This is a genomic window from Kribbella sp. NPDC026611, assembly GCF_040638345.1.
Lineage (GTDB): Bacteria > Actinomycetota > Actinomycetes > Propionibacteriales > Kribbellaceae > Kribbella.
In genome coordinates this window covers 584,238-607,934 of the sequence record NZ_JBEZYC010000002.1, presented here as the reverse complement: position 1 = coordinate 607,934, position 23,697 = coordinate 584,238, and the positions used below count along the sequence as shown (strand labels likewise).

Annotated in this window: 19 protein-coding genes; 10 read left to right on the top strand and 9 right to left on the bottom strand. The window is 70.0% G+C overall.

Annotated features, from left to right (window positions below):
* Together AB0E69_RS08985 and AB0E69_RS08980 are read right to left on the bottom strand one after the other, a co-directional pair.
* Nucleotides 1-4,053 carry a patatin-like protein gene (locus AB0E69_RS08985; protein WP_360141894.1) on the bottom strand — a complete coding sequence of 1,351 codons (4,053 nt, stop codon included), beginning with the start codon at nt 4,051-4,053 and terminating at the stop codon, nt 1-3.
* Between the two features lie 99 nt (nt 4,054-4,152).
* Nucleotides 4,153-5,595: an alkaline phosphatase PhoX gene (locus AB0E69_RS08980; protein WP_360141892.1), complete on the bottom strand. Its 1,443-nt coding sequence runs from the start codon at nt 5,593-5,595 to the stop codon at nt 4,153-4,155.
* 153 nt (nt 5,596-5,748) lie between these two features.
* On the opposite strand from AB0E69_RS08980, the gene AB0E69_RS08975 reads away from it, so the two are divergent.
* Nucleotides 5,749-6,141 (top strand): hypothetical protein, encoded by a 393-nt coding sequence (locus tag AB0E69_RS08975; RefSeq protein ID WP_360141890.1) that lies wholly within the window; start codon nt 5,749-5,751, stop codon nt 6,139-6,141.
* Nucleotides 6,142-6,337: 196 nt separating this feature from the next.
* On the opposite strand, the gene AB0E69_RS08970 is transcribed toward AB0E69_RS08975, so the two are convergent.
* On the bottom strand, nt 6,338-7,606 hold the full coding sequence (locus AB0E69_RS08970) for a S8/S53 family peptidase (protein ID WP_360141888.1): 1,269 nt from the start codon (nt 7,604-7,606) through the stop codon (nt 6,338-6,340).
* Nucleotides 7,607-7,684: 78 nt separating this feature from the next.
* On the opposite strand from AB0E69_RS08970, the gene AB0E69_RS08965 reads away from it, so the two are divergent.
* The 3 genes from AB0E69_RS08965 to AB0E69_RS08955 all read left to right on the top strand — a co-directional run bounded on the left by AB0E69_RS08965 (nt 7,685) and on the right by AB0E69_RS08955 (nt 11,368).
* Nucleotides 7,685-10,261: a CHAT domain-containing protein gene (locus AB0E69_RS08965; protein WP_360141886.1), complete on the top strand. Its 2,577-nt coding sequence runs from the start codon at nt 7,685-7,687 to the stop codon at nt 10,259-10,261.
* 66 nt (nt 10,262-10,327) lie between these two features.
* Entirely contained in the window at nt 10,328-10,888 is a 561-nt protein-coding gene (locus tag AB0E69_RS08960; RefSeq protein WP_360141884.1) for a sigma-70 family RNA polymerase sigma factor, read from the top strand.
* A gap of 24 nt (nt 10,889-10,912) precedes the next feature.
* Nucleotides 10,913-11,368: a hypothetical protein gene (locus tag AB0E69_RS08955; RefSeq protein ID WP_360141882.1), complete on the top strand. Its 456-nt coding sequence runs from the start codon at nt 10,913-10,915 to the stop codon at nt 11,366-11,368.
* Here AB0E69_RS08955 and AB0E69_RS08950 read toward each other — a convergent pair.
* From AB0E69_RS08950 to AB0E69_RS08940, 3 genes are read right to left on the bottom strand one after another with little or no spacing between them, the layout of a single operon-like run.
* Nucleotides 11,365-11,796 carry a VOC family protein gene (locus AB0E69_RS08950; RefSeq protein WP_360141880.1) on the bottom strand — a complete coding sequence of 144 codons (432 nt, stop codon included), beginning with the start codon at nt 11,794-11,796 and terminating at the stop codon, nt 11,365-11,367. The genes AB0E69_RS08955 and AB0E69_RS08950 overlap by 4 nt on opposite strands.
* An 8-nt stretch (nt 11,797-11,804) precedes the next feature.
* Nucleotides 11,805-12,626 (bottom strand): IclR family transcriptional regulator C-terminal domain-containing protein, encoded by an 822-nt coding sequence (locus AB0E69_RS08945; protein WP_360141878.1) that lies wholly within the window; start codon nt 12,624-12,626, stop codon nt 11,805-11,807.
* Nucleotides 12,627-12,645: 19 nt separating this feature from the next.
* On the bottom strand, nt 12,646-14,121 hold the full coding sequence (locus AB0E69_RS08940) for an amidohydrolase family protein (RefSeq protein ID WP_360141876.1): 1,476 nt from the start codon (nt 14,119-14,121) through the stop codon (nt 12,646-12,648).
* Nucleotides 14,122-14,309: 188 nt separating this feature from the next.
* Between AB0E69_RS08940 and AB0E69_RS08935 the strand changes: the two genes are divergently transcribed.
* From AB0E69_RS08935 to AB0E69_RS08915, 5 genes are read left to right on the top strand one after another with little or no spacing between them, the layout of a single operon-like run.
* Nucleotides 14,310-15,437: a CoA transferase gene (locus tag AB0E69_RS08935; protein WP_360141874.1), complete on the top strand. Its 1,128-nt coding sequence runs from the start codon at nt 14,310-14,312 to the stop codon at nt 15,435-15,437.
* Nucleotides 15,434-16,210: a citryl-CoA lyase gene (locus AB0E69_RS08930; protein ID WP_360141872.1), complete on the top strand. Its 777-nt coding sequence runs from the start codon at nt 15,434-15,436 to the stop codon at nt 16,208-16,210. The genes AB0E69_RS08935 and AB0E69_RS08930 overlap by 4 nt, the downstream gene beginning before the upstream one ends.
* 11 nt (nt 16,211-16,221) lie before the next feature.
* Nucleotides 16,222-17,085 (top strand): hypothetical protein, encoded by an 864-nt coding sequence (locus AB0E69_RS08925; protein ID WP_360141870.1) that lies wholly within the window; start codon nt 16,222-16,224, stop codon nt 17,083-17,085.
* Nucleotides 17,082-17,441 (top strand): hypothetical protein, encoded by a 360-nt coding sequence (locus tag AB0E69_RS08920; protein ID WP_360141868.1) that lies wholly within the window; start codon nt 17,082-17,084, stop codon nt 17,439-17,441. Before AB0E69_RS08925 ends, AB0E69_RS08920 begins: the two co-directional genes overlap by 4 nt.
* A gap of 9 nt (nt 17,442-17,450) precedes the next feature.
* Nucleotides 17,451-18,440, top strand: a complete 990-nt coding sequence (locus AB0E69_RS08915; RefSeq protein ID WP_360141866.1) for a zinc-binding dehydrogenase — start codon at nt 17,451-17,453, stop codon at nt 18,438-18,440.
* On the opposite strand, the gene AB0E69_RS08910 is transcribed toward AB0E69_RS08915, so the two are convergent.
* Both AB0E69_RS08910 and AB0E69_RS08905 read right to left on the bottom strand, forming a co-directional pair.
* Nucleotides 18,424-19,074 (bottom strand): ATP-dependent Clp protease proteolytic subunit, encoded by a 651-nt coding sequence (locus AB0E69_RS08910; RefSeq protein WP_360141864.1) that lies wholly within the window; start codon nt 19,072-19,074, stop codon nt 18,424-18,426. The genes AB0E69_RS08915 and AB0E69_RS08910 overlap by 17 nt on opposite strands.
* Nucleotides 19,075-19,140: 66 nt before the next feature.
* Nucleotides 19,141-20,070 (bottom strand): nucleoside hydrolase, encoded by a 930-nt coding sequence (locus tag AB0E69_RS08905; protein WP_360141862.1) that lies wholly within the window; start codon nt 20,068-20,070, stop codon nt 19,141-19,143.
* 72 nt (nt 20,071-20,142) lie between these two features.
* Between AB0E69_RS08905 and ftsH the strand changes: the two genes are divergently transcribed.
* Nucleotides 20,143-22,197 (top strand): ATP-dependent zinc metalloprotease FtsH, encoded by a 2,055-nt coding sequence (gene ftsH / locus AB0E69_RS08900; RefSeq protein ID WP_360141860.1) that lies wholly within the window; start codon nt 20,143-20,145, stop codon nt 22,195-22,197.
* Between the two features lie 55 nt (nt 22,198-22,252).
* Here the strand turns inward: ftsH and AB0E69_RS08895 are convergent, their stop codons facing one another.
* Nucleotides 22,253-23,686, bottom strand: coding sequence for a DUF4832 domain-containing protein (locus AB0E69_RS08895; protein ID WP_360141858.1), 1,434 nt, complete (start codon nt 23,684-23,686; stop codon nt 22,253-22,255).
* Between the last annotated feature and the right edge of the window lie 11 nt (nt 23,687-23,697).

The window sequence follows — 23,697 nt, the reverse complement described above, 5'->3', positions numbered from 1 at the left end:
TCAACCCCTTGTCTCAGCAGTCACCCTGGTCACCCGATCGGCGAGCTTCCGGCCGCGGCCGGTCAGGACCAGCTGGTCGACCGCAGGCCGCTTCCAGCCGACTACGTAGCAGAGCGTCCAGCTGAGCCAGGTGTCCGTGCCGGCCGTCCGTTCGGGGCGCTCGGCGCGCAGCAGGCATCGATAGCTGAGTTGCCGGCGATGGAGGACCTCGATGACCGCCTTCATCTGCTGCTCGTCGCGCTCGGCGGCAGGCGAAGCCTGGACCGGCTGCGGCCAGGTGATCACGCCGGCCTTTGCCTCGGCGGCCAGGCGTCGCGGCAGGACGAGGCGCGAGTGCAGCAGGACGACGCCCGGTACGACGTACAGCAGTGACAGGGCGAACACCACCGACGTGATCAATGCGGCCCGCCAGGCCCAGTTGGAGGGCTGCGGCCAGTGCCAGATCACCCACGCGGCGATGACCAGGAAGATCGTGCCGTAGATGACGGACCAGGTCGCTGCGGTCGCGTTCGGCAGGTTGACCGGCCGTGTCCGCCAGGCGCCGGCCGACTCCGACCAGAGCCGGTACGACCAGCCCGCGATGAACCCGAGCACCCACGCGATCAGTGCCAGCCCGATGACGATCAGGACCAGTAGCACGTGGTGCGACTTCCACGACCTGGCCTGCACGTCGGCCCAGCCCGCCCCGACGAAGATCGCGACCACCGCCAGGATCAGAGCGACGATCTTCAGCGCCGTGAACGAGAACCAGGTGATCAGGGTCTCGAGCCGGCGCCGCCACTGCGGCGACTGCGGGATGAGGTTCGGCCGGATCGTGCTGTTGTAGCGCTGCGCGGTCCGGTCGAGCGCGTTGTACAGGCCGGCCAGCGGCGTACCGAGGTTTGCCGGCAGGCTACCGAGCAACGTGAGCGTCAACGCCAGCGCGAGGATGGTGCCAAGGGTGCCTAGGGCAACGACCTGCCCGTCCTCGGCCGGCCGGTCGTTCCAGCGTTGCGCGGCCAGCGCTATCAGTGGGATGAGAGGCGTCAGCAGCACGATGCCATGCAGCAATGTCCCGGTCCGCAAGGCGGCAAAGCCAAAGGCGGTCAGCAGCGCACCGACGCCGATCGCTGTGGCCGGCGCGGCTGCCCAGCCATGCAGTACGCCGAGCAACGGCAACGCCAGCAGTACAGCCCCGGAGCCGAGCAGCCACAGGGCGAGGAAGCGCGCGATCGGTCCGCTCGACGCCAGCCCGAGCACGGTCCAGTACGGGAACAGCATGCCCCCGCGCAGCGTCCGCGTGACGGGTTTGATCGCGGACAGGCCGGACCGCGAGCTGTCCGCGACGGTCACCGCGACGCTGGCCGCAGTCGTCGCGGTCCGGATCAGCTGGTCGCTCCGCGCCTCGTCGGTGATCGGCTCGCGCCCGATGCCGGCGCGGTCGAGCGCCTCGAGAGCCTGCCGGCCGAGGTCGATGCGGCGCAGGGTCAGCGGCTGATCCGTCTGCACGGTGCGCAGGTCCGCCAGCAGGTCGTCGTACTGGTCGATGAAGAGCTCGCCACGGGAGTAGCGGTTCGCGCGGTCGGCGCGGTCGGCCTTGACGGCGGCGGCGATGGCCGGCAGTTCCTTCGTGGCGATGCCGAGGTGCAGGGCCCAGGCGGCGAGCGCGGCGAGCCTGGGCAGGCTCGTCGGGAGCTGGCTGCTCGTCGCACTGCGGAGGTAGAGCGGGACAAGTTCATCGGCGGCCTGCTGGCGGAGCGGCGCCAGCAGCTCGGGTTCGCTGTTGAACAAGCTCTCGCCGAGCCGGGTCACGAACGCGGTGGCGGCGGTCAGCGCGGCCCGCTTGTCGTCCTGGAGATTGTCGTGCAGCACGATGTGCCGCTGGATCCGCTGCGGCGAGAGCAGGATCTGGCAGAGCATCGTCGCGGCGTCGATCCGTCCCCAGGTCCAGTCGTTCATCCGCCACGACCGCTTCAGGAACCCACCGAACCGCCGCAACGACAGCCCACCCACCTTGTCGTCGGGCGTCGTCGAGTACTTCGCGAAGTCGTTCGGCGTCCGCAACGAGACCTGCACCAGGTCGATCGGAAGCGTCGCCTCGGTCGGCGACTCGTCCGCGATCGTCCAGGTCGCGACGTGCAGCCACAGCAACCGCTGGAACACGTCGTCGAGGCCGGTGCTTCCCGCGAACAAGGCCTGCCAAGGCTCGAGGCCCGCGATGGCAACGGAGTCCTCGCCGAGCAGCCGCAGCTGATCGAGTACGTCGTACACCGCCTTGACCACATCGCCGACCGCCTGTCGCGCCTCGACGCCAAGGGCGCCGCGACTGCTCGCCGCGAGCAGGGTCCCGGCGACTGAGTCCAACTCGGCGGGGCTCAGCACTCCGTCGTCGGCGGCCAGCTCGGCGACCTTGAGTTCGTCCGCGGCGGCGGTCAGCACCCCGTCGGGCATGCCAACCATCGTGTGGGCGTAGAAGGCGAGCCGGAGGCTCCAGTACTCGGCGCTCGGCCGCAGCCTCCGGAGTACTCCGTCCGCCGTCCAGATGTCGTCGGTGCCGCAGCGAACCTGGCGGAGCCGTTCCTGCGCCGCGCAGGTCAGCGAGCGGGAGTCGGCGCAGGTCTTGATCTGCTCGTCGTGGGCGACACCGATCAGCCGGTCGAGGAGGTCGATGGCGGACTCGGCGATGTCGACCCCTGCCGTGACGCCCCAGGTCCACATCACCGGTGGCCGCGCCGGGATCTCCGGCGGGACGTAGGGGAGCGGGCCGGTCTCCAGCCAGGTGCGCTGGGCGTCCTCGGCGGCCTGGCGGATGCGTTCGTACGACCAGTTCGTGGGTGGGGTGAAGCGTTGCGCCAGGTCGCGCGCGGCGCGGCGGATGCGGAGCTGGCGGTAGCTGGCGAAGATGGTGTCCGCCAGGGTCTCCAGTTTGTCCGGGCCGGCCGCGGTCTCCAGTACGTCGTGCCGCGTACCGCGACGGGATGCCGAGGCCCGGTTGAAGTTCTCCACCTCGTCGACGAACGTGCGGCTGCTCTGGCTCATCAACGCGCCGAGCAGACCGCCCAGCGTCTCGGTCACGTCGGGCGGTGTCCCCGGGGCGTCCGGCGGATCGATGTCGTTGGTCGGTGCATGCGGGTAGACCATCAGGATCACCCGGTGCACGAGCCCGCCGGCCGGCATCCGGCTGATCGCCTCCAGCGCGCGCTGCGTCGGCGTGTTCTCGAGTACGCCGCCGTCCACGGCGTACCGCGACCGGTCGTCGGGGACCTCGTCCGCCGGGCCGGCGTCCCGCCAGGACACGTACCTGCCGAGGTCGGGCCGCAGCGTGGGCCGGGTGACGTCGAGCTGCGACCGGGACACCTTCCACTCCGCGGTCTCCAGGTTCTGGTTGCGGCTGGCAACGGCCGGGACGAAGCACGGCTCGAACGCGAGCGGGAACCCGGCCGAGCAGCGGGCCGCGATCGCGATCCGGGCCGCGACCAGGTCGGGGTCCTTGTGCGGCGCGAAGTCGTCCTCGCCGTCCTCCGACGGCGCGCCCCGCCGGAACCGGAACTGGCCCTCGTGCTGCCGCTGCGGCAGCTGCTGGCCGAGCGAGTCGACCGACACGGTCCGGGCGCCGTTCAGCAGCGTCGTGGTGATGGTGAGATCCACCGGCCGGTACTCGGGCGTCTCCGGGTCCCACGGCATGACCAGGTGCTTGAAGGCGTCCTGCAGCTTGGGCAGGAAGTAGTCGTCGCCGCGCAGCAGCGACGCGGGCGCCCCACGGAACGGCTGCTGCAGCAGGTTGTCCATCCGGCCCTGCTCGGCCCACAGGTCCCGCAGCAGCGAGACGTCGGCGAGTTTGTTGGCCTGGCCAAGGGCCAGGGCGGCGCCGTTGATCCCGCCGGCCGACGTACCGGCGATGACGTCGGCCCGCGCCTCGAGGTCCAGAAGGTCGAGCAGCTCCCCGTAGACGCCGTCGCCGCGGGTCAGCGCGTTGATCTCCTGCACCACGCCGCCCATCCAGACGGCGAGGCTGACGCCGCCGTTCAGCACGACGGCAAAGCGGATCTGCTCTTTCGGATACTGCTGCGCCATGACGGTCCCCTCCAGCACCCACCCCCGGGCGCCCCCTCCTCAAGGAAGGCGCCCGGGAGCGGCCACGTCAAGACGTCATGCCGATCTGTGCCCGAGGGTTCAGCCCAGGTAGTCGCGCCACGGGCCGGTGATGGCCAGCGTGATGCCCGGGGTCTGGATGTTGACGAACAGCACCTTGCCGTCGTGCGAGAACGTCGGGCCGGTGAACTCGGAGTCGTTCAGCATGTTCCGCGCGATGGCGTACGTCGGGCCACCCGGCGTGGCGCTCAGCACGTGACTGCTGGCCTGCCCGTCCTCGGCCAGGATCAGCGAGCCCCACGGCGTCACGGTGACGTTGTCCGGGCCGTCGAAGTTCAGGTCGTCGTACTTCACGTCGCCGCGCGGCTTGTTCGCGACCGCGCTCTCCGGGAAGTAGGTGACCAGCTGGATGGTGCAGGCGTCGTAGTTGTAGAACCACACCATCCCGTCGTGCGGTACGCCGTCAGCCGGGACGTCGGCGGTGCCGGACTCGGCGTAGGAGTTGACGACGTACACGCCCTGCTTGGTGCCGTAGACACCCTCGAACTTCTTGCCGCGGGTGATCTGGCCGTCGGTGAACTGCTTGCGGACCGAGGTGGTCGCGCCGTCGCGGTCGGGCACCGGCACCCACGCCACCCGGAACGGGCGGAGCAGCTGGGCCGAGGTCAGGTAGGCGACGTCCGGGATCGGCTTGCCGTCGTCACCGAGGATGGCCAGCGCCTCGAGCTTGCCGAAGTCCTTGTCCTGCAGGTCCTGCCAGCTGCGCGGGCCGAGCTTGTAGCCGCGCGGCGCCGACCAGCGGTAGAAGGTCCCGTTCGGGCCGGAGGCGTCCTCGGACAGGTAGATGTGGGTCCGGTCCTCGTCGATCGCCAGCGCCTCGTGGGCGTAGCGGCCGAGCGCCTTCAGCGGCACCGGGTGCGCGGTCTTGCCGTCGGCCCAGACCTCGAAGACGTACCCGTGGTCCTTCGACCGGGTGGTGCCGTTGGCCTTGTTCTCGGTCTCCTCGCAGGTCATCCAGGTGCCCCACGGGGTCGGGCCGCCGGCGCAGTTCGTCAGCGTGCCGGAGATGCCGACCCACTCGCCGAGGTTGTTGCCGCTGGAGTCGACGGTGATCACCGTGCAGCCACCGGCCGAGCCGACCGCCGGGTCGTACACGGTGCCCTCGATCTGCGGGACGCCGAGCGCGTTGGCGGAGCCGATCTCGTGGTTCTGGATCAGCTGGTAGCGGTCGTGGCCGCTGCTGACGACCGCGGTGCCGTCGTGCAGCGTCGGCGTCGGGTGACCGCTCGTCAGCTTGGTCTCACCGGCCTGGGTGACGATCCGGTACTTGAACCCGGGTGGCAGCGCCAGGATGCCCTTCGGGTCGTCCAGCAGCGGCGGGAACGGGCGGTGCTGCGGGAACGGCCCGTCGTGACGCGCGGGCGCGGCCTCGGCGAGGGTCGGCATCGCGCCGACGGTGGTGAACCCGACGCCGGCGGCACCCACAGCGGCGCCGCGGAGGACGGAACGACGATCGACAGACATGACTTGACTCCTAGTAGTGGCGGTACCCCGAGGTTTTCCGGAATCCTTCAGGGCGTGGGCTGACAGGCGGCAAACACAACTTGAACAGAAAGGCTGCAACGAACCGGATTCCGGCAGCGTCTACTGTGGGAGGTGATCACAATGCTGAGGGTGATGATCGTAGCGGTGGCAACCGTCATGCTGGTTGCGTGCGGCAACGAAACTGCGACCGGAGGGCAACCGTCCATGACGCCGAGCACCAGTAGTCCCGGAACGCCGGGGAATTCCGCCAGCCCGGAACCGTCCGGCAGCCCGCTGGACCAGGCCCGGGCCGACCTCGCCAAACGGCTCGGAATAGATTCGTCGCAAATCAAAGTGGTCAGCTCGGACGAGGTCACCTGGCCGGACGGCAGCCTCGGCTGCCCGGAGCCGGGGATGATGTACACCCAGGCGCTGGTGCCCGGGCACCGGACCGTCCTCGAGGCCGCCGGCAAGCGGTACAGCTACCACTCGGGCGGCCGCCGGGCTCCGTTCCTCTGTGAGCATCCGAAGCCGCCGACCGGTTGAAAACTTTCTGAATCTTCCTTGGTCACAGGGTGTATCAATCCCTGCGGGCCCGGACTCCGCATAAGTGGGGGAACCGCCTTCGGGCCGCCGCGAGGGGGGACGGCAGCAGGGGGCACGCAGGGGGGAGGGCTGACGCGGTGCGGGGGTCCGGTTGGTCAGGCCGGTAGTCCACACCGCGTCAGCGCGTTCTGCCTCCTTACGGCAGGGACGCGAGCGCGTCACCGGCCCGCAGTACCGGGCCGACTCCGGGCTCCGGCTGCGTCAGCGCGAACGCCAGCAGCGCGTCCGACGCCTGCTTCGCGCTCTCACCGGTGACCGACATCCGGCCGGCGATCAGCCCGGCCACGAGCGGCGTCGCGAACGACGTACCGCTCCAGCGCGCCATCCCGGCGAACTCGCGCAGCTGCCCCGCGTTCGGCGGCTCGGTGCACTCGTACTCGCCCGTCAGGAACGCGTTGACCAGGTTCTCACCCGGTGCGTAGACGTCGACCCAGCCGCCGAAGTTGCTGAACGACGCCCGGTCGTGGCCGTTGTCGGCGAGCGCTCCGACGGCGACGGTTTCCGGGAACGCGGCCGGCCAGAAAAAGTCCCGGGTCGACTCGTTACCGGCTGCCGCCACCAGGGTCAGGCCGCCGACCCTGTCCAGCCGCGTCTGGATGAACACGTCGAGACCCAGCGCCGGCAGGTCGAAGCGCGTCCGCGTCCCGGCCGACAGGCTGATGATGTCCGGCGCCAGGTCGAGTACTTCGTCCAGCGCCTGCGCCAGGTCGAACTCCCAGATCGCGCCCGCGCTGGTGAAGTAGCTCTTCACCACGATCTCCACGTTCCGCGCGATCGCCCGCATCACGCCCGCGATGAACGTCCCGTGCCCGGCGTACGGCCGGATCCGCCCGGACCCGTCGAACGCGTTCTCCGGATCACCGGTCACCCCGTTCAGCCAGTACGCCGCCGGTGCGTCCGACCAGCCGACATCCAGTACGACGACCTTCACCCCGCGGCCGTCGGCCGCGCCCGCGGACGTGAACGGCGTCGGCAGGAACGGCTCCGGCGGGCTGCCGGGCGGGACCTCCTCGGGCTCCGTCGCCGGGCACGGGCTGACGCTCGGGCACACGTAGAACAAGTGCTCCGGCGTGACCACGCCGCGGCCGAGCCGGAGGTCGGCGTACTGCAGGAAGCGCTGGGTCAGCGTCCCGCGCTCCGGCGCGTCCGGCGGCAGCTTCTCCGGCAGCAGCAGCCGGGTCACCCCGCCGATCCCGCCCTCGCCCGGGCGGCCGCCCTGGAACAACTCGACGACTCTGCTGAGGTCCTCGTCGCGGACCAGGACCACTCCGGTGCGGTACAGATAGTCGGCGCCTTCCGGGCGCTTCTCCCAATCCTCGGGAAAAATCTCGACGTTCTTCCCGAAGGCCTCGACAATCAGCTTGATCTGTGCAATGTACTTTCGTTCGGATCCCTGTTCGGACATCTGTTCTGGCATTTCTTTTTCCAGCCCCCTCGAACCGGTGAAATGGTGCAAACCGGCCGATATCATTCCACTGTGCCGGTGGCTGGGGGGAGAGCTGAGGGGGCCGAATTTCTGCTGCCGCTGGCGTTGTCCCGCCCGCACGACGCGATCGCGTCGGCGCGTTCGCTGCTGTCCGAAAATCCCGCTCCGGCCGAGGCGTCGATCGCACATCAGGCCTGGGGAATCGGTTTACGCCAGCTCGGCGACATTCCGGCGGCGGTGCGCGAACTGCAGACCTCGGTGCGGCTCGCCGAGGAGTGTGGCCGGCCGGAACGCGAAGCGGATGTCCTTGCCACGCTGGGCGCCACGCTCGGCCGGGCCGGTCGCAGCCGCGAGGGCTTGGCGAGCCTCGACCGGGCCGTGGACCTGAGCCGGGGCGCGCTGACCGGGCGGGTGCTGTTGCGGCGGGCCGACGTACTGCTGGTGCTCGGCCGGCATCACGAGGCGCTGGACGATCTGCGGTCGGCGATCACCCGGTTGCGACGGTCGGGCGATCAGGTCTGGGAGGCGCGGTCGCGGAACTACCGCGGCTTCATCCAGCTCGCGCTCGGTGGCACCAAACGGGCGGACGCGGACTTCGCCGTCGCGGAGAAGCTGTACGCCGCAACGGGTCAGGAGTTCGAGTACGCCGAGGCCCGGCAGAACCGGGGACTGGTCGCGTACTCGCGTGGAGATCTGCCGGCGGCGCTGCGGTACCTGGACGAGGCGGGACGGCGCTTTGCGGCGGTCGGCGTGGTGTGGCCCGACCTGGCGATCGATCGGTGTGGCGTGCTGCTCGCGGCCGGTCTCACTGCCGAGGCCAAGGCGGAGATGGACCAGGCCGTTGCGCAGCTGGAAGCCACGGCGACCAAGCGCGGCGAGTTGTGGTTCGCGGCAGCGACAGCCGCGCTGGCGGCCGGCGACCTGGATGCCGCGCAGGATCGGGCTTTGCGGGCGCGGCGGTTGTTCTCGGCGCAGCGGCGAGCTTGGTGGTCGGTGCGGTCGTCGATGGTGGCGCTCGAGGCTCGCTATCAGTCCGGTGAGCGGGGCGACGGGCTGCTGCGGCGCGTGCAGGAGGTGGCTCGGCGGCTGGATGCTGTCGGGGCATCCGAGGCGTCCGCTGCACATCTCCTGGCCGGGCGACTCGCATTGGCTGCCGGGCGGCCGAAGACGGCGGATCGTCAGCTCGAGTTGGCTGGCCGGAGCAGCAAGGACGCGCAGCCGATGGCGCGGAGTGCGGCCTGGCTGGGCAAGGCGTTGCGGGCCGAGGCGCGGTCGGATGTCCGCGGCATGCTGACGGCTTGTGCGCGCGGTCTGGATGCACTGGACGAGCACCGGCTGACGATGGGTGCGACCGAGCTGCGGGCGTTGGCGACCGGGCATGGTGTGGAGCTGGCATCGCTGGCGCTGCGGGACGCCCTGCGGCGGGACGATGCGCGGCGGTTGCTGGTCTGGGGTGAGCGGTGGCGGGCCACAGCTTTGGGCGTACCACCGGTTCGGCCGTCGGACGACGAGCAGTTCGTCGGTGAGCTCGCGGCCCTGCGAGACGTCGTACGGCGGTTGGACGCGGATCCGGATCCTGCTTTGGAGAAGGAACGGCGGCGGCTGGAGAAGGCGGTGCGGGATCGCACGCACCGCGCGCAGGGTGGCGCGACGGGTGCCGTCGACCGGTTCGATGTCGACGAGCTGGTCGGGGCGTTGGGCGAGTCCGTGCTGGTCGAGCTGATCGAGGTGGACGGCGTACTGCATGCGGTGGTGGTGCGGGACGGCCGGATCATTCGGCATCCGGTGGGGTCGCTGGAGGCGGCTGCGGTCGAGGTCGAGAGGTCGCGGTTCCGGTTGCGGTGGTTGGCGCACGGGCGGTCGCAGCGTGGGCCGTCGCTGGACGTCATCGGTGCGCGCTTGGGTGACGCGATCCTTGGACAAGCGCAGGAGCTGCTCGGTGATCGGCCGGTGGTGATGGTGCCGCCGAGCCGGTTGCAGGCGCTGCCGTGGGGCCTGGTGCCGGCGTTGACGGATCGCGCGGTGAACGTCGTACCGTCGGCGGCCGTTTGGCTGCGGGCGCGGCAGGTCCGGCCGCCCACCGAGCGACGGGTGGTGCTGGTCCTCGGGCCAGGGTTGTCGGCCGGGCGGACCGAGGTGATGAATCTCGCCAAGCAGTACCCCGACGCAACCGTGCTCGCGGACGGCGATGCGACCGCAGAGAACGTACTGCGGGAGCTCGACGGCGCGTGGATCGCCCATGTCGCGGCGCACGGGACGTTCCGGTCGGACAGCCCGTTGTTCTCCTCGTTGCGGCTCGACGACGGGCCATTGACCGTGTACGACTTCGAGCGGTTGCGGCGGGCGCCGTACCGGATGGTGTTGTCGAGTTGCGACTCCGGGCTCGCGAAGCCGGTCGGGGCGGACGAGCTGCTCGGTTTGAGCAGCAGCCTGATTCCGTTGGGTGCGGCGGGGATCCTGGCCAGCGTCGTACCGGTGAACGATCCGGCGACCGCGCCGCTGATGGTCGCGCTGCACGACCACCTGCAAGCCGGCCGGTCGCTGGCTGAAGCGTTTGCTGCCGCGCAGGCGGTGGCGCGCGACGATCCGGCGGCGGTCGCCGCGGCGCGCTCATTTGTCGCGCTCGGTGCCTGAACGGTGTATCAAGAATCGTCCGGTCCGCTCCGTACCAGTGAGCGGTCCGGTGGGAGAGGGGACAGCGTGCGGAACGATCCGAGCGTCGTCGACCTGGTCACCCGGGCCCGAGACGGTGACAAGTCGGCGTGGGACGAGTTGGTGGAGCGGTACGCACCGCTGGTCTGGTCCGTCTGCCGCCGGTACCGGTTGGCGCAGGCCGATGTCGACGACATCGGGCAAAGCGTCTGGCTGCGGCTGATCGAGCACCTGCCCGGTCTGCGGGAGCCGGCCGCGTTGCCGGGCTGGATCGCGACGACGACCCAGCGCGAGTGCTTCCGGCTGCTACGGGCGACGAGCAAGGTGGAGCCGGTCGAGTCCGCCGAGTCGTACGACGTACCGGTGCACGCGATCGCGGAGGAGGAGGTACTGCGGCACGAGCAGCAGACCGTGCTGCGGAGGGCGTTCGCGGAGCTGTCGAAGAAGTGCCAGCTGCTGCTGGGGATGCTGATGCAGGACCCGCCGGCGCCGTACGACGAGATCAGTGTCCGGCTCGAGCTGCCGATGGGGAGTATCGGGCCGAACCGGGCCCGGTGCCTGAACAGGCTGCGGCAGACGCCGGCGATGGCGTTGCTCAGAGAGAGCTAGAAGAGAACTAGAACGGACGAGGGGGTGAGCAGGATGGTGGACCCGGACTGGACGGACGACGAGTTGCTCGTTGCGTTGCGGGATGCGCTGGTCCCGGACGACGTACCACAGGCCTTCGTCGAGGCCGGTAAGGCGGCGTACTCGTGGCGCACCATCGACGCCGAGCTGGCCGAGCTCACCTTCGACTCGGCGCTGGAACCGCTCGCGGTCCGCTCCGAGAGCGCCGTACTCCGGTCGCTGACGTTCGCGTCCGACGAGTGGACGATCGAGATCGAGCTGACGCCGGACGCGGTCCTCGGGCAGCTCGACCCGCCGGAGCCGGGGACGGTCAGCGCGCGCGACGACGCCGGGAAGCTGGTCAGCTCCGACATCGACGAGCTCGGGTTCTTCGCGCTCCGCCCGCCGCCGGACACGCCGTACCGGCTGGTCTGCTCAACCGCGTCCGGTACAACGATCCTGACCGGCTGGGTCACACCCTAGACGGCGAACACCTGGCTGTCGTCGGCGAAGGCCTTGAACTCGAGCGCGTTGCCGGCCGGGTCGAGGAAGAACATCGTCCACTGCTCGCCGGGCTCACCCTCGAAGCGGACGTACGGCTCGATTACGAACCGGACGTCCGCGGACTTCAGCCGTTCGGCGAAGGCCTGGAAGTCCGGCACGGTCAGGATGCAGCCGAAGTGGGGGACGGGCACGTCGTGGCCGTCGACCGGGTTGTGGATCTGCTGCGGGCGGGCCGGCGCGAGGTGGGTGACGAACTGGTGGCCGCGGAGGTTCCAGTCGATCCAGGTATCGGAGCTCCGACCCTGCTGCAGGCCGAGGACGGCGCCGTAGAACGTACGGGCGGCCGCCAGGTCGTCGACCGGCATCGCCAGGTGGAAGCGGGGGACAGGAGAGCCGAGAGCGGTCATGCAGTCATTCAAGCAGTCGTCTCGTGGCGTTGCTCGACCTCGACATGGGGACGGGATTGCCAGAGCGCCCACTCGGCGCTGACGTCACCAGCCGTGCGGAGCAGCAGCGGGAGATGGTCGTGCAGCAGCGTGTCGACAGAGGTCTCGGCGGCGTGCACGGTCACGTTCATCGCGGCCCGGACCGTGCCACTGCCGTCGCGGACCGGCGCCGCGACGGAACGGACACCCGGCGCGAGCTCCTCGTCGGCCAGCGCCCAGCCGCGGGCGCGGATCTCGGTGAGCTCGTCGCGCAGCTGATCGGCACTCCGGCCGATGTACGGCGGAAGTCCGGCGCGACTCGGCTCTGCGAGCACCCCGGCCAGCTCGGACGGGGAGAGCGCGGCGAGCAGTACCTTGCCCTGCGAGGTCTGCGCGGCCGGGAAGCGCGTCCCGATGTCGACGCGCAGCGCGATCAGTTTCGGCACCGACACGCGGGCGACATAGACGATGTCGGAGCCATCGAGCTGCGCCATCGACGACGACTCGCCGGTGCGCGCGACCAGCGCCTCCAGGTGCGGCTTGGCGATGTCCCACAGCCCGAGCGAACCGGCGTACGCCATCCCGAGCGTCAGGACCTTCGGGGTGAGCTGGAAGGCCCCGTCGGTGCTGCGGACGAAACCGAGTTCCGCCAGGGTGAGCAGGAGGCGGCGCGCGGTCGGCCGGGCCAGACCGGCCCGGGTCGCGACCTCGGTGAGCGACATCGTCCGGTGGCCGGCGTCGAAGCAGGCGAGCACATCGAGCCCGCGAGCCAGCGACTCGACGAAATCCGGACCCGCGCCACGCCCTGCCATGAATCCTCCTGCTGGTCGGCTACTCACCGAAGATGGTGCCACGTGCGTCGCGGGTCGAGCCGGACTTGTACTCGGTGTACTGGTACGGGTTGTCCAGCACCTCGCCCTCGGGCAGCTCCGGGTTCATCCCGCTCGTCCAGGCCTCTTCGCCGAGCGACGACCGCAGATAGTCGACAGTCGCCTCGACGTCCCGGCGTACGGCGGCCAGGTCGCAACCGATCAACTTGTGGTCGTGTTTGACCAAGCGGCCGTCAACGATCACCGTGTGTACGTCACCGCGTTGCGCCTGGAACGCGACCTGCCCGTACGGGTTGACGACCGGGAACGACACCGGCGACGCGTCGTTCTTGATCAGGACGACATCGGCCTTCTTGCCGGGCTCGAGGCTGCCGAGGTCGTCGCGGCCGAGCGCCCGCGCGCCGCCCCTAGTGGCCCAGTCGACGACGTGCTCGGCGCGCAGGTGGCTGTGGGTCACCGTGGCGCCCTTCAGGTGCGCCTCGAGGTGCTCGCGGGCCCGGTCGGCGCCGAGCGTGCTCCGCATCGCGCTGAACAGATCACCGCTCCACCAGACGCTGGTGTCCATCGACAGCGAGACCGGGATGTCGTGCCGGCGGACCTGCCAGGTCGGTGGGTACCCCTGGCCTGCGCTCTGCTCGGACTCGGTAGAGACCGAGATCGAGCCACCACTCGCCGCGATCCGCTGGTAGGAGTCGGTGCTCAGCGTGGCTGCGTGGACGTAGATGTTCTGCGGTGTCATGAAGCCGTTCTCGTGCATCAGCCGGATGCCGTCGTCGTTGGTCGCGCCCCAGACGCCGGCGTGCGTGGTGACGCCGAGCCCCAGCTCCCGGGCCACCTCGAAGGCGGCCCGCTCGGGGAAGGCGGGATCGCCGGTCACGTCGAAGGCGAGCTGAAGTCCGAGCCCGGCCTCGTCCCGCAGCCGTTCCAGGAACGCGCGGACGGCCGGGTCCGCGGTCCACTCCCACGGACCGGCCTGAATGTTGCCGTAGGCAAGCACGAACCGGCCTGGTACAGCGCGCAACGCGTCCACGGCGGCCTCGGCGTGGTCGACGCTCTGCAGCCCGTGCGACCAGTCGACGGTGGTGGTGACACCGGCCTCGAGCGACTCCCACGCCGATGTCAGGTTGCCGGCGCGAATGTCCTCCGGCCGGAAGCGCTTGCCGTGCTCGAGGTAGTACCAGACGAAGTACTGCGTCAGCGTCCAGTCGGCGCCGTACGCACGCATCGCGGTCTGCCACATGTGCCGGTGGGTGTCGATCATGCCCGGCATCACAATGCCGCCGGACGCGTCGATCACCTGGGTGCCCTCGGGGAGCTCGAGGGCCCGGCCGACGGCCGCGATCCGGTCGCCGTCGACGAGTACGTCGCCGTCCGTGACGACCGTGTGGTGGTCGTCCATGGTCAGCACGGTCGCGCCGCGCAGCACCAGCGGCCGCCCGGCGACAGGTTCGGCGGCCGGCGTCTCAGCAGTGGTCATTGATCCCCTCCAGCTCTACCCGGACATACGTCCGTATGACGGTCAACGGGGCGATGCGGCTCACTATCTGAGCGCTGCGACGCGGTGTCAAGAGCTCGGGCCGGACGGTTGACAAGCAGCGCAAGGGCGGCTGAGACTGAGGCCGTCCGAGTCGGCGGACAGTTGTCCGCAAAACTCTGGGAGGCCGTGTGGACGGTCCGTTGTCCGGGCTGCTGGTCGCCGACTTCTCGCGGATCCTGGCCGGCCCGTACGCGACCATGCTGCTCGCCGACCTTGGCGCCGACGTGGTGAAGGTCGAGGCGCCTGGCGGTGACGACACCCGCTCCTGGCAACCACCGATCCGCGACGGTGTCTCGACCTACTACCTCGCGGTGAACCGGAACAAGCGGTCGATCGCGCTCGACCTGAAGGATTCCGGCGACCTGGCCGCGGCGCAGGAGCTGGCCCGGCGCGCGGACATCCTGGTGGAGAACTTCCGGCCCGGCGGCCTGACCCGCTTCGGGCTCGACTACGAGACCGTTGCCGCCGGAAACCCGGGGCTGATCTACGCCTCGATCAGCGGGTTCGGTTCGGGGCCGCAGGGTGCCGCGTTGCCCGGGTACGACCTCATCGTCCAGGCGATCTCCGGGTTGATGAGCCTGACCGGCGACCCGGACGGCGAGCCGTTCCGCGCGGGGATCTCGGTCTTCGACGTGATGGCCGGCCTGCACGCCACGATCGGGGTGCTGGCCGCCCTCAACGTCCGGCACGAGACCGGTCGCGGTCAGCGCGTCGAGGCCAACCTGCTCTCCTCGGCGCTGTCCGGGCTGGTGAACCAGTCGAGCGCGTACGTCGCGGGCGGCGTCGTACCGCACCGGATGGGGAACAGCCATCCGAGTCTCTTCCCGTACGAGCCGCTGCCGTGTGCCGACGGGGACCTGATCATCACGGCCGGGAACAACGGCCAGTTCCGCAAGCTGGTCGAGGTCCTCGGCGTGCCGGAGCTGGCCGACGACCCACGCTTCGACCGCAACGAGCAGCGGACGGCGAACCGTGCGGAGCTGCGGCCGCTGCTGGTCGAACGGTTGCGGACGCGGACGAAGCTGGACTGGTTCTCCGACATCATCGCGGCCGGGGTGCCGTGCGGCCCGATCAACACCGTCGACGGCGGAATCGCGTTCGCGGCGGACATCGGACTCGACCCGGTGGTGACAGTCGGCTCGATACCGACCGTTCGCAACCCGCTCACGTTCTCCGACAGCGCCGCGTCGTACCGGCTGCCGCCGCCGGAGCTGGACGAGCATGGCGCCGAGCTGAGGAAGTGGCTGACCGAATGAGCTTTCCGACTTCGCTGGGTACGTCGACAGCCGACGAGATCCGCCTGCTGGGTCAGGACCTGACCGCCGACCTGATGGGGAAGGTCGGGTTCGGGGAACTGGCGTTCTGGCTGGTCGCACTCCGCCGGCCGCAACCGGCCGAGACGCGGCTGTTCGAGGCGGTCCTGGTCGCGCTCGCCGACCACGGGTTCACTCCGACCGCGATCGCCGCCCGGCTGACCTATCTGTCCGCGCCCGACTCATTGCAAGGCGCGCTGGCCGCTGGTCTGCTCGGTGGCGGATCGCGGTTCCTCGGGGTGACCGAGGACTGCGGGATCTTCCTGCACCGAGCGCTGGAGGGCCGCGAACCGCCGACGGACGAGGCCGGCTGGGACGAGCTCGCGCTGGAGGTCGTCCAGCAGTCCAGAGCAAACGGCACGTACATCCCGGGGCTCGGGCATCCGGTGCACAAGGTGCAGGATCCGCGGACGCCGGTGCTGATCGGCATCGCTCGTGAGGAGCAGCTGGAGGGTCCGCACCTGCGGCTGTTCCAGGCCATCGGCCGGGTCCATCAGCAGGTGCTCGGCCGGAAGCTCCCGCTGAACGGCGCCGGGGTGTGTGGTGCCGCACTGGCCGATCTCGGTCTGCCGGTCGAGCTGCTCCGCGGCTTCGCCTTGCTGGCAAGGGCTGCCGGCCTGCTCGGTCAGCTCGCCGAGGAACGCCGCCGGCCGATCGGTATGGACGCCTACCTGACCGTCGACCGCAACGCCGTCTACGTCGATCCGGAATCCTGAAGGAGCACCAGATGGCCACAGTCGCCGCGGTGATCGCTTCCACCCACCATCCGTTCTACTACCGCGCGAGTACCGCGACCGGTGCTGACCGGCCGCCGTTCGCGGACGAGTGGGTGGCCAAGATCGAGGCGTTCCGGGAGACCCTCACCAAGGCCCGGCCGGACATTCTGGTGATGGTCGGCAGCGACCACTTCCACCAGCTCTGGCTGGACAACATGCCACAGTTCCTGGTCGGCAAGGCGCCGTACTTCGACGCGAACTGGTACAACGAGGAGCGTGAGTTCGGACTCCCGCGGATGCGGCTGGCCGGTGCCGAGGACCTGTCGGCGCACATCCTGCGCAACGGCCTGGACGCGGGCTTCGACCTTGCCTTCAGCAACGAGCTGCGCATCGACCACAGCATCACCTGCCCGATCATCACGCTCCGGCCGGAGGCGGACCTGCCGATCGTGCCCATTTACACGAACATCTTCGCGCCGCCGCTGCCGCGACCGGGCCGGTTCGTGGAGCTCGGCCGGACGATCCGGCAGCTGGTCGAGTCGTGGCCGGTGGACAAGCGGGTCGCGATCATCGGCACCGGGCACCTGTCGCTGGAGCTCGGCGGGCCGCGGCAGTTCGGCGAGCACGGGCCGGACCCGGAGTTCGATCGCAAGGCGGTGGAGTGGATCGCGGCCGGCGACCTCGACGGCTGTCTGTCCGAGGTCACGCTGGACAGTCTGCACCAGCCTGGCAATGCGACCCACGGCTTCATGGATTTCATGCTGATGATGGGCGTTGCCGGCGCGGGGGCGAAGGCGGACCACGTCGACTCGCTCGACCTGTTCCACACCATGGAGGCCTATTTCACCTGGTACCCGAACGGAGCGCCGGCATGAGTAAGTACCTGCTGGACAAGTTCCTCTACACCGTCGACCGGGATCCCCTGCTGGTCGAGCGCTACCGCGAGGATCCGGTGGGGACGGTTGACTGGTGGGAGCAGGAGCTGGCCAACCAGCTCCTCAACTGCGCGGTGGCCGAGCGCTCGACCTGGCAGGAGTTCACCGACGACGAGCGCCGCGCGCTGCGGGACCACGACCATGTCGCGTTGTTCGAGCTCGGGGCGCACCCGTTCCTGACACTGACCTTGTTCATCGCGATGTTCGAGCGCGACCACGATCCGCTCGAGTACCAGAAGGCCTACGGCCGGGCGCTGCAACACCTTTCGTTGCCCTATCCGGACGTCGCCACCTGAGGAGGATCGGTGCGAGCAGCTGTCGTCCACACGCATGGTGAGCCGCCGTCGCACGGTGACCGTCCGGTGCCTGCCGCGGCGGAGGGGCTGTCGATCGTCCGCGTGACTGCGGCTCCGGTCGTCCCGCTCGACCTGCTCTGTGCGTCGGGTACGTCGTACTTCGGGCCGCCGGCGCTGCCGTACGTGCCGGGCGTTCAAGGGGTCGGCGTCGTCGAGCAGTCGGCGTCGTTGGTGCCCGGGACGCGAGTCTTCTTCGCAACCTCGGCGGGGATGGCCGCGGGCGACGGGAGTTTCGCGGAACGCGCTGCCGTGCCGGACGCCGATCTGATCCCGCTGGAGGCGCCGGCCACGGATGCGGGCGTTCCGGACGCGTCGGTGGCTGCGATCGGGTTGTCGGGAGTGGCGGCGTGGATGATCCTGACCTCGCGGGCCCAGCTCCGGCCGGGGGAGCAGGTGCTGGTGATGGGTGGCGGTGGTGCGGTGGGTCAGGTCGCGATCGGGGCGGCCCGGGTTCTCGAGGCCGCGCGGGTGGTCGCGCTGGTGCGATCGGACGCGTCACGGGAGCGCGCGCTGGCGGCGGGAGCCGACGAGGTGGTTGCCTTGAGCACCGACGTCGACGAGCTGACCGAACGGCTCGGCGCGCCCGCGTACGACGTGGTGGTCGACTCGGTCTTCGGGGTGGCGGCGACGGCCGCCTCGCGGGTGCTCGCGCCTGGTGGCCGGTTGGTCAACCTCGGTGGATCGTCGGGTGATGCGGCGACGTTCTCGTCGTCGGTGCTCCGCAGCAAGGCGGCGAGCGTGCTCGGTTACACGAACAACGCCCTCACCGCGGAGCAGCGTCGCGATGCGCTGACCGCCGTACTGCGGCACGCCGCGGCCGGCGAGATCGCGGTCGCTCACGAGACCGTTGCGCTCGAGCACGTCGCGAACGCGTGGAAACGGCAGGCGGCCGGCGAGACCGCGGGCCGTCTCGTGCTGACAATCACAGCAAACGACTGACCAGGCCGTACTCCTTCGCCTCGTCCGCGGACAGGACCTTGCCGGTCGCGAGGTCCGCGGCGATCTCGGTCGCTGCGCGGCCGGTGGCGGTGGCGATCAGGTCGCGGACGCGGGCCAGTTGATGCTCGTGCTGGTCTGCGAGCGCGGTGAGCTCGTCGGCGGTGCCCTCGGCGGTGTAGTCGGGCGTGGACAGGACGAAGGTCGTGTGCCGGTGCGCCTCGCGTTGAGCTGCCGCGGCGAGTACGAGGACGGCCGGGCCGCGAACGGTGCCCCGGGCAACGACATGGACCGGGGACGTGATCAGGTCAATCGCGGCGGCCAGCGCGAGCGCGGGCTCCAGTTCGGCGTCGGTGGCCGAGAGGTGGAGCTTGATCGGGTCGTTGCTGTGTGCATCGAGCAGCAGGAGCTGGGCGGCGACGTGGCTGGCGAGCGGGTCGTCGAGGTGACCGCTGACCAGGATGACGCGCTGTTGCAGGAGGCGGTCGGCGAGCTCGCGTTCGAGCGTGATCGCAGTGGGCTCCAGCCACGACGGCAGGATCGGTTGCGGCGCCGGCGACGGGGGCTGCGGTGCCCACGGCGACGGGATCTCCGGGCGTCCGGGTGGCCAGGTTGCGGCAGTTTCGTTCAGGTGCATGACACCCAGCCTGCGCCTCGTCCCCCAGGAGCAGAAGCCCCTTCCGCTACCAGCAGACGGACCCGGTCAGCCCAGGGCAGCGACCGCGGCCACGATCCTGCTCCAGAAGGCTCCGCGATCCAGTTCGACCGCGATCCGCGCGTTGGCCGGCCGGCCGGTGTATCCGTCCAGATCGACCACGGTCGCCCCGGCGGTCCACTCGCCCTGTGTCTCGATCACCAGGTTCGCCTCGACGCACCTGACGATCGCCGGGTCGATCACCCGTGCCACGGCGACCGGATCGTGCAGTGGCGGCGCCGCGAAGCCGAACAGGTCCCGGTACGTCGACGCGAAGAACGTCATCCACTCCACGCAGACCCGCGCCAACGGCGTCCCGATCCGCTCGAACTGCGCGACGATCTCGTCCGTCACCAGCGCCTGGTGGGTCACGTTCAGCCCGCACATCGTGAACGGCACCCCGGAGCGCACGACCTGGTCCGCCGCCTCCGGGTCGACGGCGGCGTTGGCCTCGGCGAGCGGCTGGATGTTGCCGCGATCGGTCGAGCCGCCCATCCAGACGATCTCGGCGAGGTTCGGCACCGGCTCGCTGGCCAGCAGCGCGGCGACGTTGGTGAGTGCGCCGGTCGCGACGACGGTGACCGGCGTCGGGTGCGTTCGCAGTACGTCGGTCAGCAGCTCGTGCGCGGAGTACGGCGACTCCGGGACGGAGGGCTCGTCGGTGAAGAGCGGGCCGTCGAGGCCGGTCTGGCCGTGGACGTCGTCGGCGATGCGGAGCCGGCGTACCAGCGGCTGGGCGGCGCCCCGGGCGACCGGGATGTGCGACGCGCCGGCCAGGGACAGGACGCGGCGGGCGTTCAGCGTGCACTTGTCGACGGTCTGGTTGCCGGCGACCGTGGTTACGGCGAGGAGGTCGACGGCGGGATCGGCGATGGCGAGCAGGAGGGCCATCGCGTCGTCGTGCCCGGGGTCGCAGTCGAGGATCAGCGGGACGGCCATGGCGCACAGGCTACGGGCACGGCCGAGCGGAATTGCTGTTGATCGGGGGCCCGGGGACCTATGTTGGGCTGCATGAGCGAGAAGGAACAGCCGCCGCAGGACAAGCCGGCGGGGACCCCGGTCGATCGGGCCGACCGGGGCGCCGGTCCCGACGGGAACGGCCGGGCCGATGGTGACGGGGCCCAGCGGCCGCCGCACAAGCCGTGGCGGACCGAAGGGTTGCCGCCGGGGCACGGCGACGACAAGCCGCGCCGGCCGCGGTGGGGGCGGTGGATCGCCTGGATCATCGGCGGGTACCTGGTGCTGTTCCTGCTGACGACCATGCAGGACCAGATGGCCGGCGGCGAGCAGACCATCGCCTACACCGACTTCACCGCCCAGGTGCAGAAGCAGAACGTCGCGGAGATCTTCTCCCGCGGCGACACCATCGAGGGCAAGCTCAAGCAGGCGGCGCCGATCCCGGGCAAGAGCGACGCGACGTACACGAAGTTCACCACCGAGCGGCCGACCTTCGCGAACGACAACCTGTACGGCGACCTGCAGAAGGGCGGCGCCACGGTGCGCGCCACCCCGGTGGTCCAGCAGCGCGGCGTGATCTGGAACCTGCTCATCTCGCTCGGCCCGTTCATCCTGATCGCGGCGTTCTACTGGTGGCTGTTCCGGCGGCAGCGCGCCGGCGGCGGTCTCGGCGGTCTGGGTGGTCTGCTCGGCGGCGGCCAGCAGAAGAAGCCGGTCGACCCGAGTACGGTCCGGGTGACGTTTGCCGACGTCGCCGGGATCGACGAGGTCGAGGCGGAGATCGAGGAGGTCGTCGACTACCTCAAGGATCCGGACAAGTACCGGCGGCTCGGGGCCCGGGCGCCGAAGGGCGTGCTGCTCGAAGGCGCGCCCGGTACCGGTAAGACGCTGCTGGCCCGCGCGACCGCGGGCGAGGCCGGCGTACCGTTCTTCTCCGCCAGCGCGTCGGAGTTCATCGAGATGATCGTCGGGGTCGGCGCGAGCCGGGTCCGCGAGCTGTTCGGTGAGGCCCGCAAGGTGGCGCCGGCGATCATCTTCATCGACGAGATCGACACCATCGGCCGCGCCCGCGGCGGAGCCCGCTCGATCGGCGGGCACGACGAGGGCGAGCAGACGCTGAACCAGATCCTCACCGAGATGGACGGCTTCTCCGGCACCGAGGGCGTCGTCGTCCTCGCCGCGACCAACCGTGCCGACGTCCTCGACCCGGCGCTGCTCAGGCCTGGACGCTTCGATCGAACGATCACAGTGCACGCACCTGATCAAAAAGGACGCGAGGCGATCCTGCGGGTGCACGCCCGCGGCAAGCCGCTCGCACCAGGCGCTGACCTCGGCCAGCTGGCGCGCTCGACGCCGGGTATGACGGGCGCCGACCTGGCCAACCTGCTGAACGAGGCGGCCCTCGCCGCGGCCCGGAAGGGCGAGTCGCAGATCACCCAGCGGGATCTGACCGACTCGCTGGAGAAGGTCCAGCTCGGCACGGCGCGCAGCGTGGTGATGCCGGCCGAGGAGCGGCGGCGGACGGCGTACCACGAAGGCGGGCACGCGCTGCTCGGGATGATCCAGGTCGGCGCGGACCCGGTCCGCAAGGTGTCGATCATCCCGCGCGGGCGGGCGCTCGGTGTCACGCTGTCGACCCCGGAGGGCGACCGGTACGGGTACGACGTCGAGTACCTGCGCGGCCGGATCATCGGTGCGCTCGGCGGGATGGCGGCCGAGCAGGAAGTGCTCGGCGTGGTCACGACCGGTGCCGAGAGCGACCTGGAGAACGCGACCCGGATCGCGCGGTCGATGGTCGGGCGATGGGGTATGTCCGAGGCGATCGGTCCGGTGTCGGTGCTGCCGGTGGAGGGCGACGCCCGGTCGGCGGGTGTGTCCGACCAGCTGCTCAACACGGTCGACGAGGAGGTACGCCGGTTGATCGAGGAGTGCTACGCCGAAGCGCGACGACTGCTGACCGAGAACCGGAGCCGGTTGGACTCGATCGCCGAGCAGCTGCTGCTGCACGAGACCCTCGACGAGGCAGACGCTTATGCCGCGGCGGGGATCGCGCACGACACCCACACGAGCGCGCCCGTTCCCGCACCAGCACCGCGGGACGCTCAGTAGACGCGGATGAGGCGGGACGGCGTTCAGGACGCCGTCCCGCCTCATCAAGAAGGCCCTAGCGGATGGTTACCGTCTGCTGGAGATCGTTGTAACCAGTGCTCGGCTGCCAGGTCCCGTTGTTCGCCAACTGGACCGCGTAGACGGCGTTGTAGGTTTCGGCGGAGCCTGGTAGACGGGCCTGCGACTGCAGCTTCGGGTCCGCGATGTTCAGCAACACCTTGTACTTGCCGGCGGGAACCTTCACATTCCAGTTCAGCGTCGTCGTCGTACCGGCGCCCCAGCGACGGGGATCGCCGGACACGTTGACCCGGTAGGTGTGCCGGCTGTTCTGGAACACCAGCTGGACCTGCCGCGGGTTGTAGGGCGCGGCCCACCCGTCGTTCCGCAGTTGGACCTTGACCTGGACCTTCCCGTGCGACTGCGACACCGTGCTCTGCGTCAGCGCGAAGCGGTAGCCGAGCTTCTGCTTCGCGATGGTGATGTTGTCGCCCCAGCTCGCGAGCACGTCCGGGTGGTACTCGATGTTCAGGAACGAGAAGTGCAGCTGCGCCATCTCGGCCGACGCGGACGGCCACTCCGACCGCGGCGGGTTGACCGCGCAGGTCTCGCCACCCTCCGGCACATAGTTGGTGTCCTGGGCAACGAAATCCTTGTCCAGCTGGAGCGGGTCACTCAGGTACGTCCCGAAGTCGTCCGGACTGGCCAGGAAGCAGTCGTTGTGCTGGCCGATCCGGGCCACCGCCGAGCCGTCGTACGCCTGCTCCGCGGTCAGCCCACCCGCGGTCCCGGTCGGTACGCCGTACATCCGCTGCTTCATGTACGGCGTCCGCACCTGGACCATCTTGTCCTTCGGCAGCGCCTGGAGCAGCGCGTCGATGACGGCCTTGCGGTCGGCCCAGTTCTGGTCCGACACCTGACTCGGGTCGGCCGGGTCGGAGAAGTAGTCCGTGTAGTAGCCCTCGCCCCAGAGGCCGATGAAGCCGGACTGGACGACAGCGATCATGTCCGAGTTCGCGCGCAGGATCGGCGTCAGCTGCTTGATCTGCTTCAGGACGCGCGATACCGGAGCGTCGCCGTACGGCGTGGGCGGCGGCCAGCCGTCACCTGGCAGCGCGTACGCGAACCGGACGATCATCTTCACGCCGGCCGCGCGGGCGGTGTTGAAGTCGGCCTGCATGAGGTCGAGGTAGTGCTGGTCGATCACGTCCTGCTTGGCGAACTTCTCCAGGTAGAACAGCCGCAGGATCTGGGTGATGTGCTCCTGGGTCCGGAAGTTGCGTAGCTTGGTGACGTCGAGCGGCACGTAGCCGGAGTTGTCGGCGTAGTAGTGCGTCTCGGCGTGGTGGTAGAACCCGCGCTCCTGGTTGGAGATCACCTCGTCGGAGGTCGTGTACGTGACGGTGGTGGCTGGGGGACCGAGGTGGGCCATTGCGGTCTGGGCCGGGAGCAGCAGGCCGAAGGCGACCAGCGCGGTGATGAGACGTCGCATCGAACGTTTCT

Coding starts and splice junctions, on each gene's coding strand:
- AB0E69_RS08985 (WP_360141894.1), bottom strand. CDS start 4,053: ATGGCGCAGCAGTATCCGAAAGAGCAGATCCGCTTTGCCGTCGTGCTG.
- AB0E69_RS08980 (WP_360141892.1), bottom strand. CDS start 5,595: ATGTCTGTCGATCGTCGTTCCGTCCTCCGCGGCGCCGCTGTGGGTGCC.
- AB0E69_RS08975 (WP_360141890.1), top strand. CDS start 5,749: ATGATCGTAGCGGTGGCAACCGTCATGCTGGTTGCGTGCGGCAACGAA.
- AB0E69_RS08970 (WP_360141888.1), bottom strand. CDS start 7,606: ATGTCCGAACAGGGATCCGAACGAAAGTACATTGCACAGATCAAGCTG.
- AB0E69_RS08950 (WP_360141880.1), bottom strand. CDS start 11,796: ATGACCGCTCTCGGCTCTCCTGTCCCCCGCTTCCACCTGGCGATGCCG.
- AB0E69_RS08945 (WP_360141878.1), bottom strand. CDS start 12,626: ATGGCAGGGCGTGGCGCGGGTCCGGATTTCGTCGAGTCGCTGGCTCGC.
- AB0E69_RS08940 (WP_360141876.1), bottom strand. CDS start 14,121: ATGACCACTGCTGAGACGCCGGCCGCCGAACCTGTCGCCGGGCGGCCG.
- AB0E69_RS08930 (WP_360141872.1), top strand. CDS start 15,434: ATGAGCTTTCCGACTTCGCTGGGTACGTCGACAGCCGACGAGATCCGC.
- AB0E69_RS08925 (WP_360141870.1), top strand. CDS start 16,222: ATGGCCACAGTCGCCGCGGTGATCGCTTCCACCCACCATCCGTTCTAC.
- AB0E69_RS08920 (WP_360141868.1), top strand. CDS start 17,082: ATGAGTAAGTACCTGCTGGACAAGTTCCTCTACACCGTCGACCGGGAT.
- AB0E69_RS08910 (WP_360141864.1), bottom strand. CDS start 19,074: ATGCACCTGAACGAAACTGCCGCAACCTGGCCACCCGGACGCCCGGAG.
- AB0E69_RS08905 (WP_360141862.1), bottom strand. CDS start 20,070: ATGGCCGTCCCGCTGATCCTCGACTGCGACCCCGGGCACGACGACGCG.
- ftsH (WP_360141860.1), top strand. CDS start 20,143: ATGAGCGAGAAGGAACAGCCGCCGCAGGACAAGCCGGCGGGGACCCCG.
- AB0E69_RS08895 (WP_360141858.1), bottom strand. CDS start 23,686: ATGCGACGTCTCATCACCGCGCTGGTCGCCTTCGGCCTGCTGCTCCCG.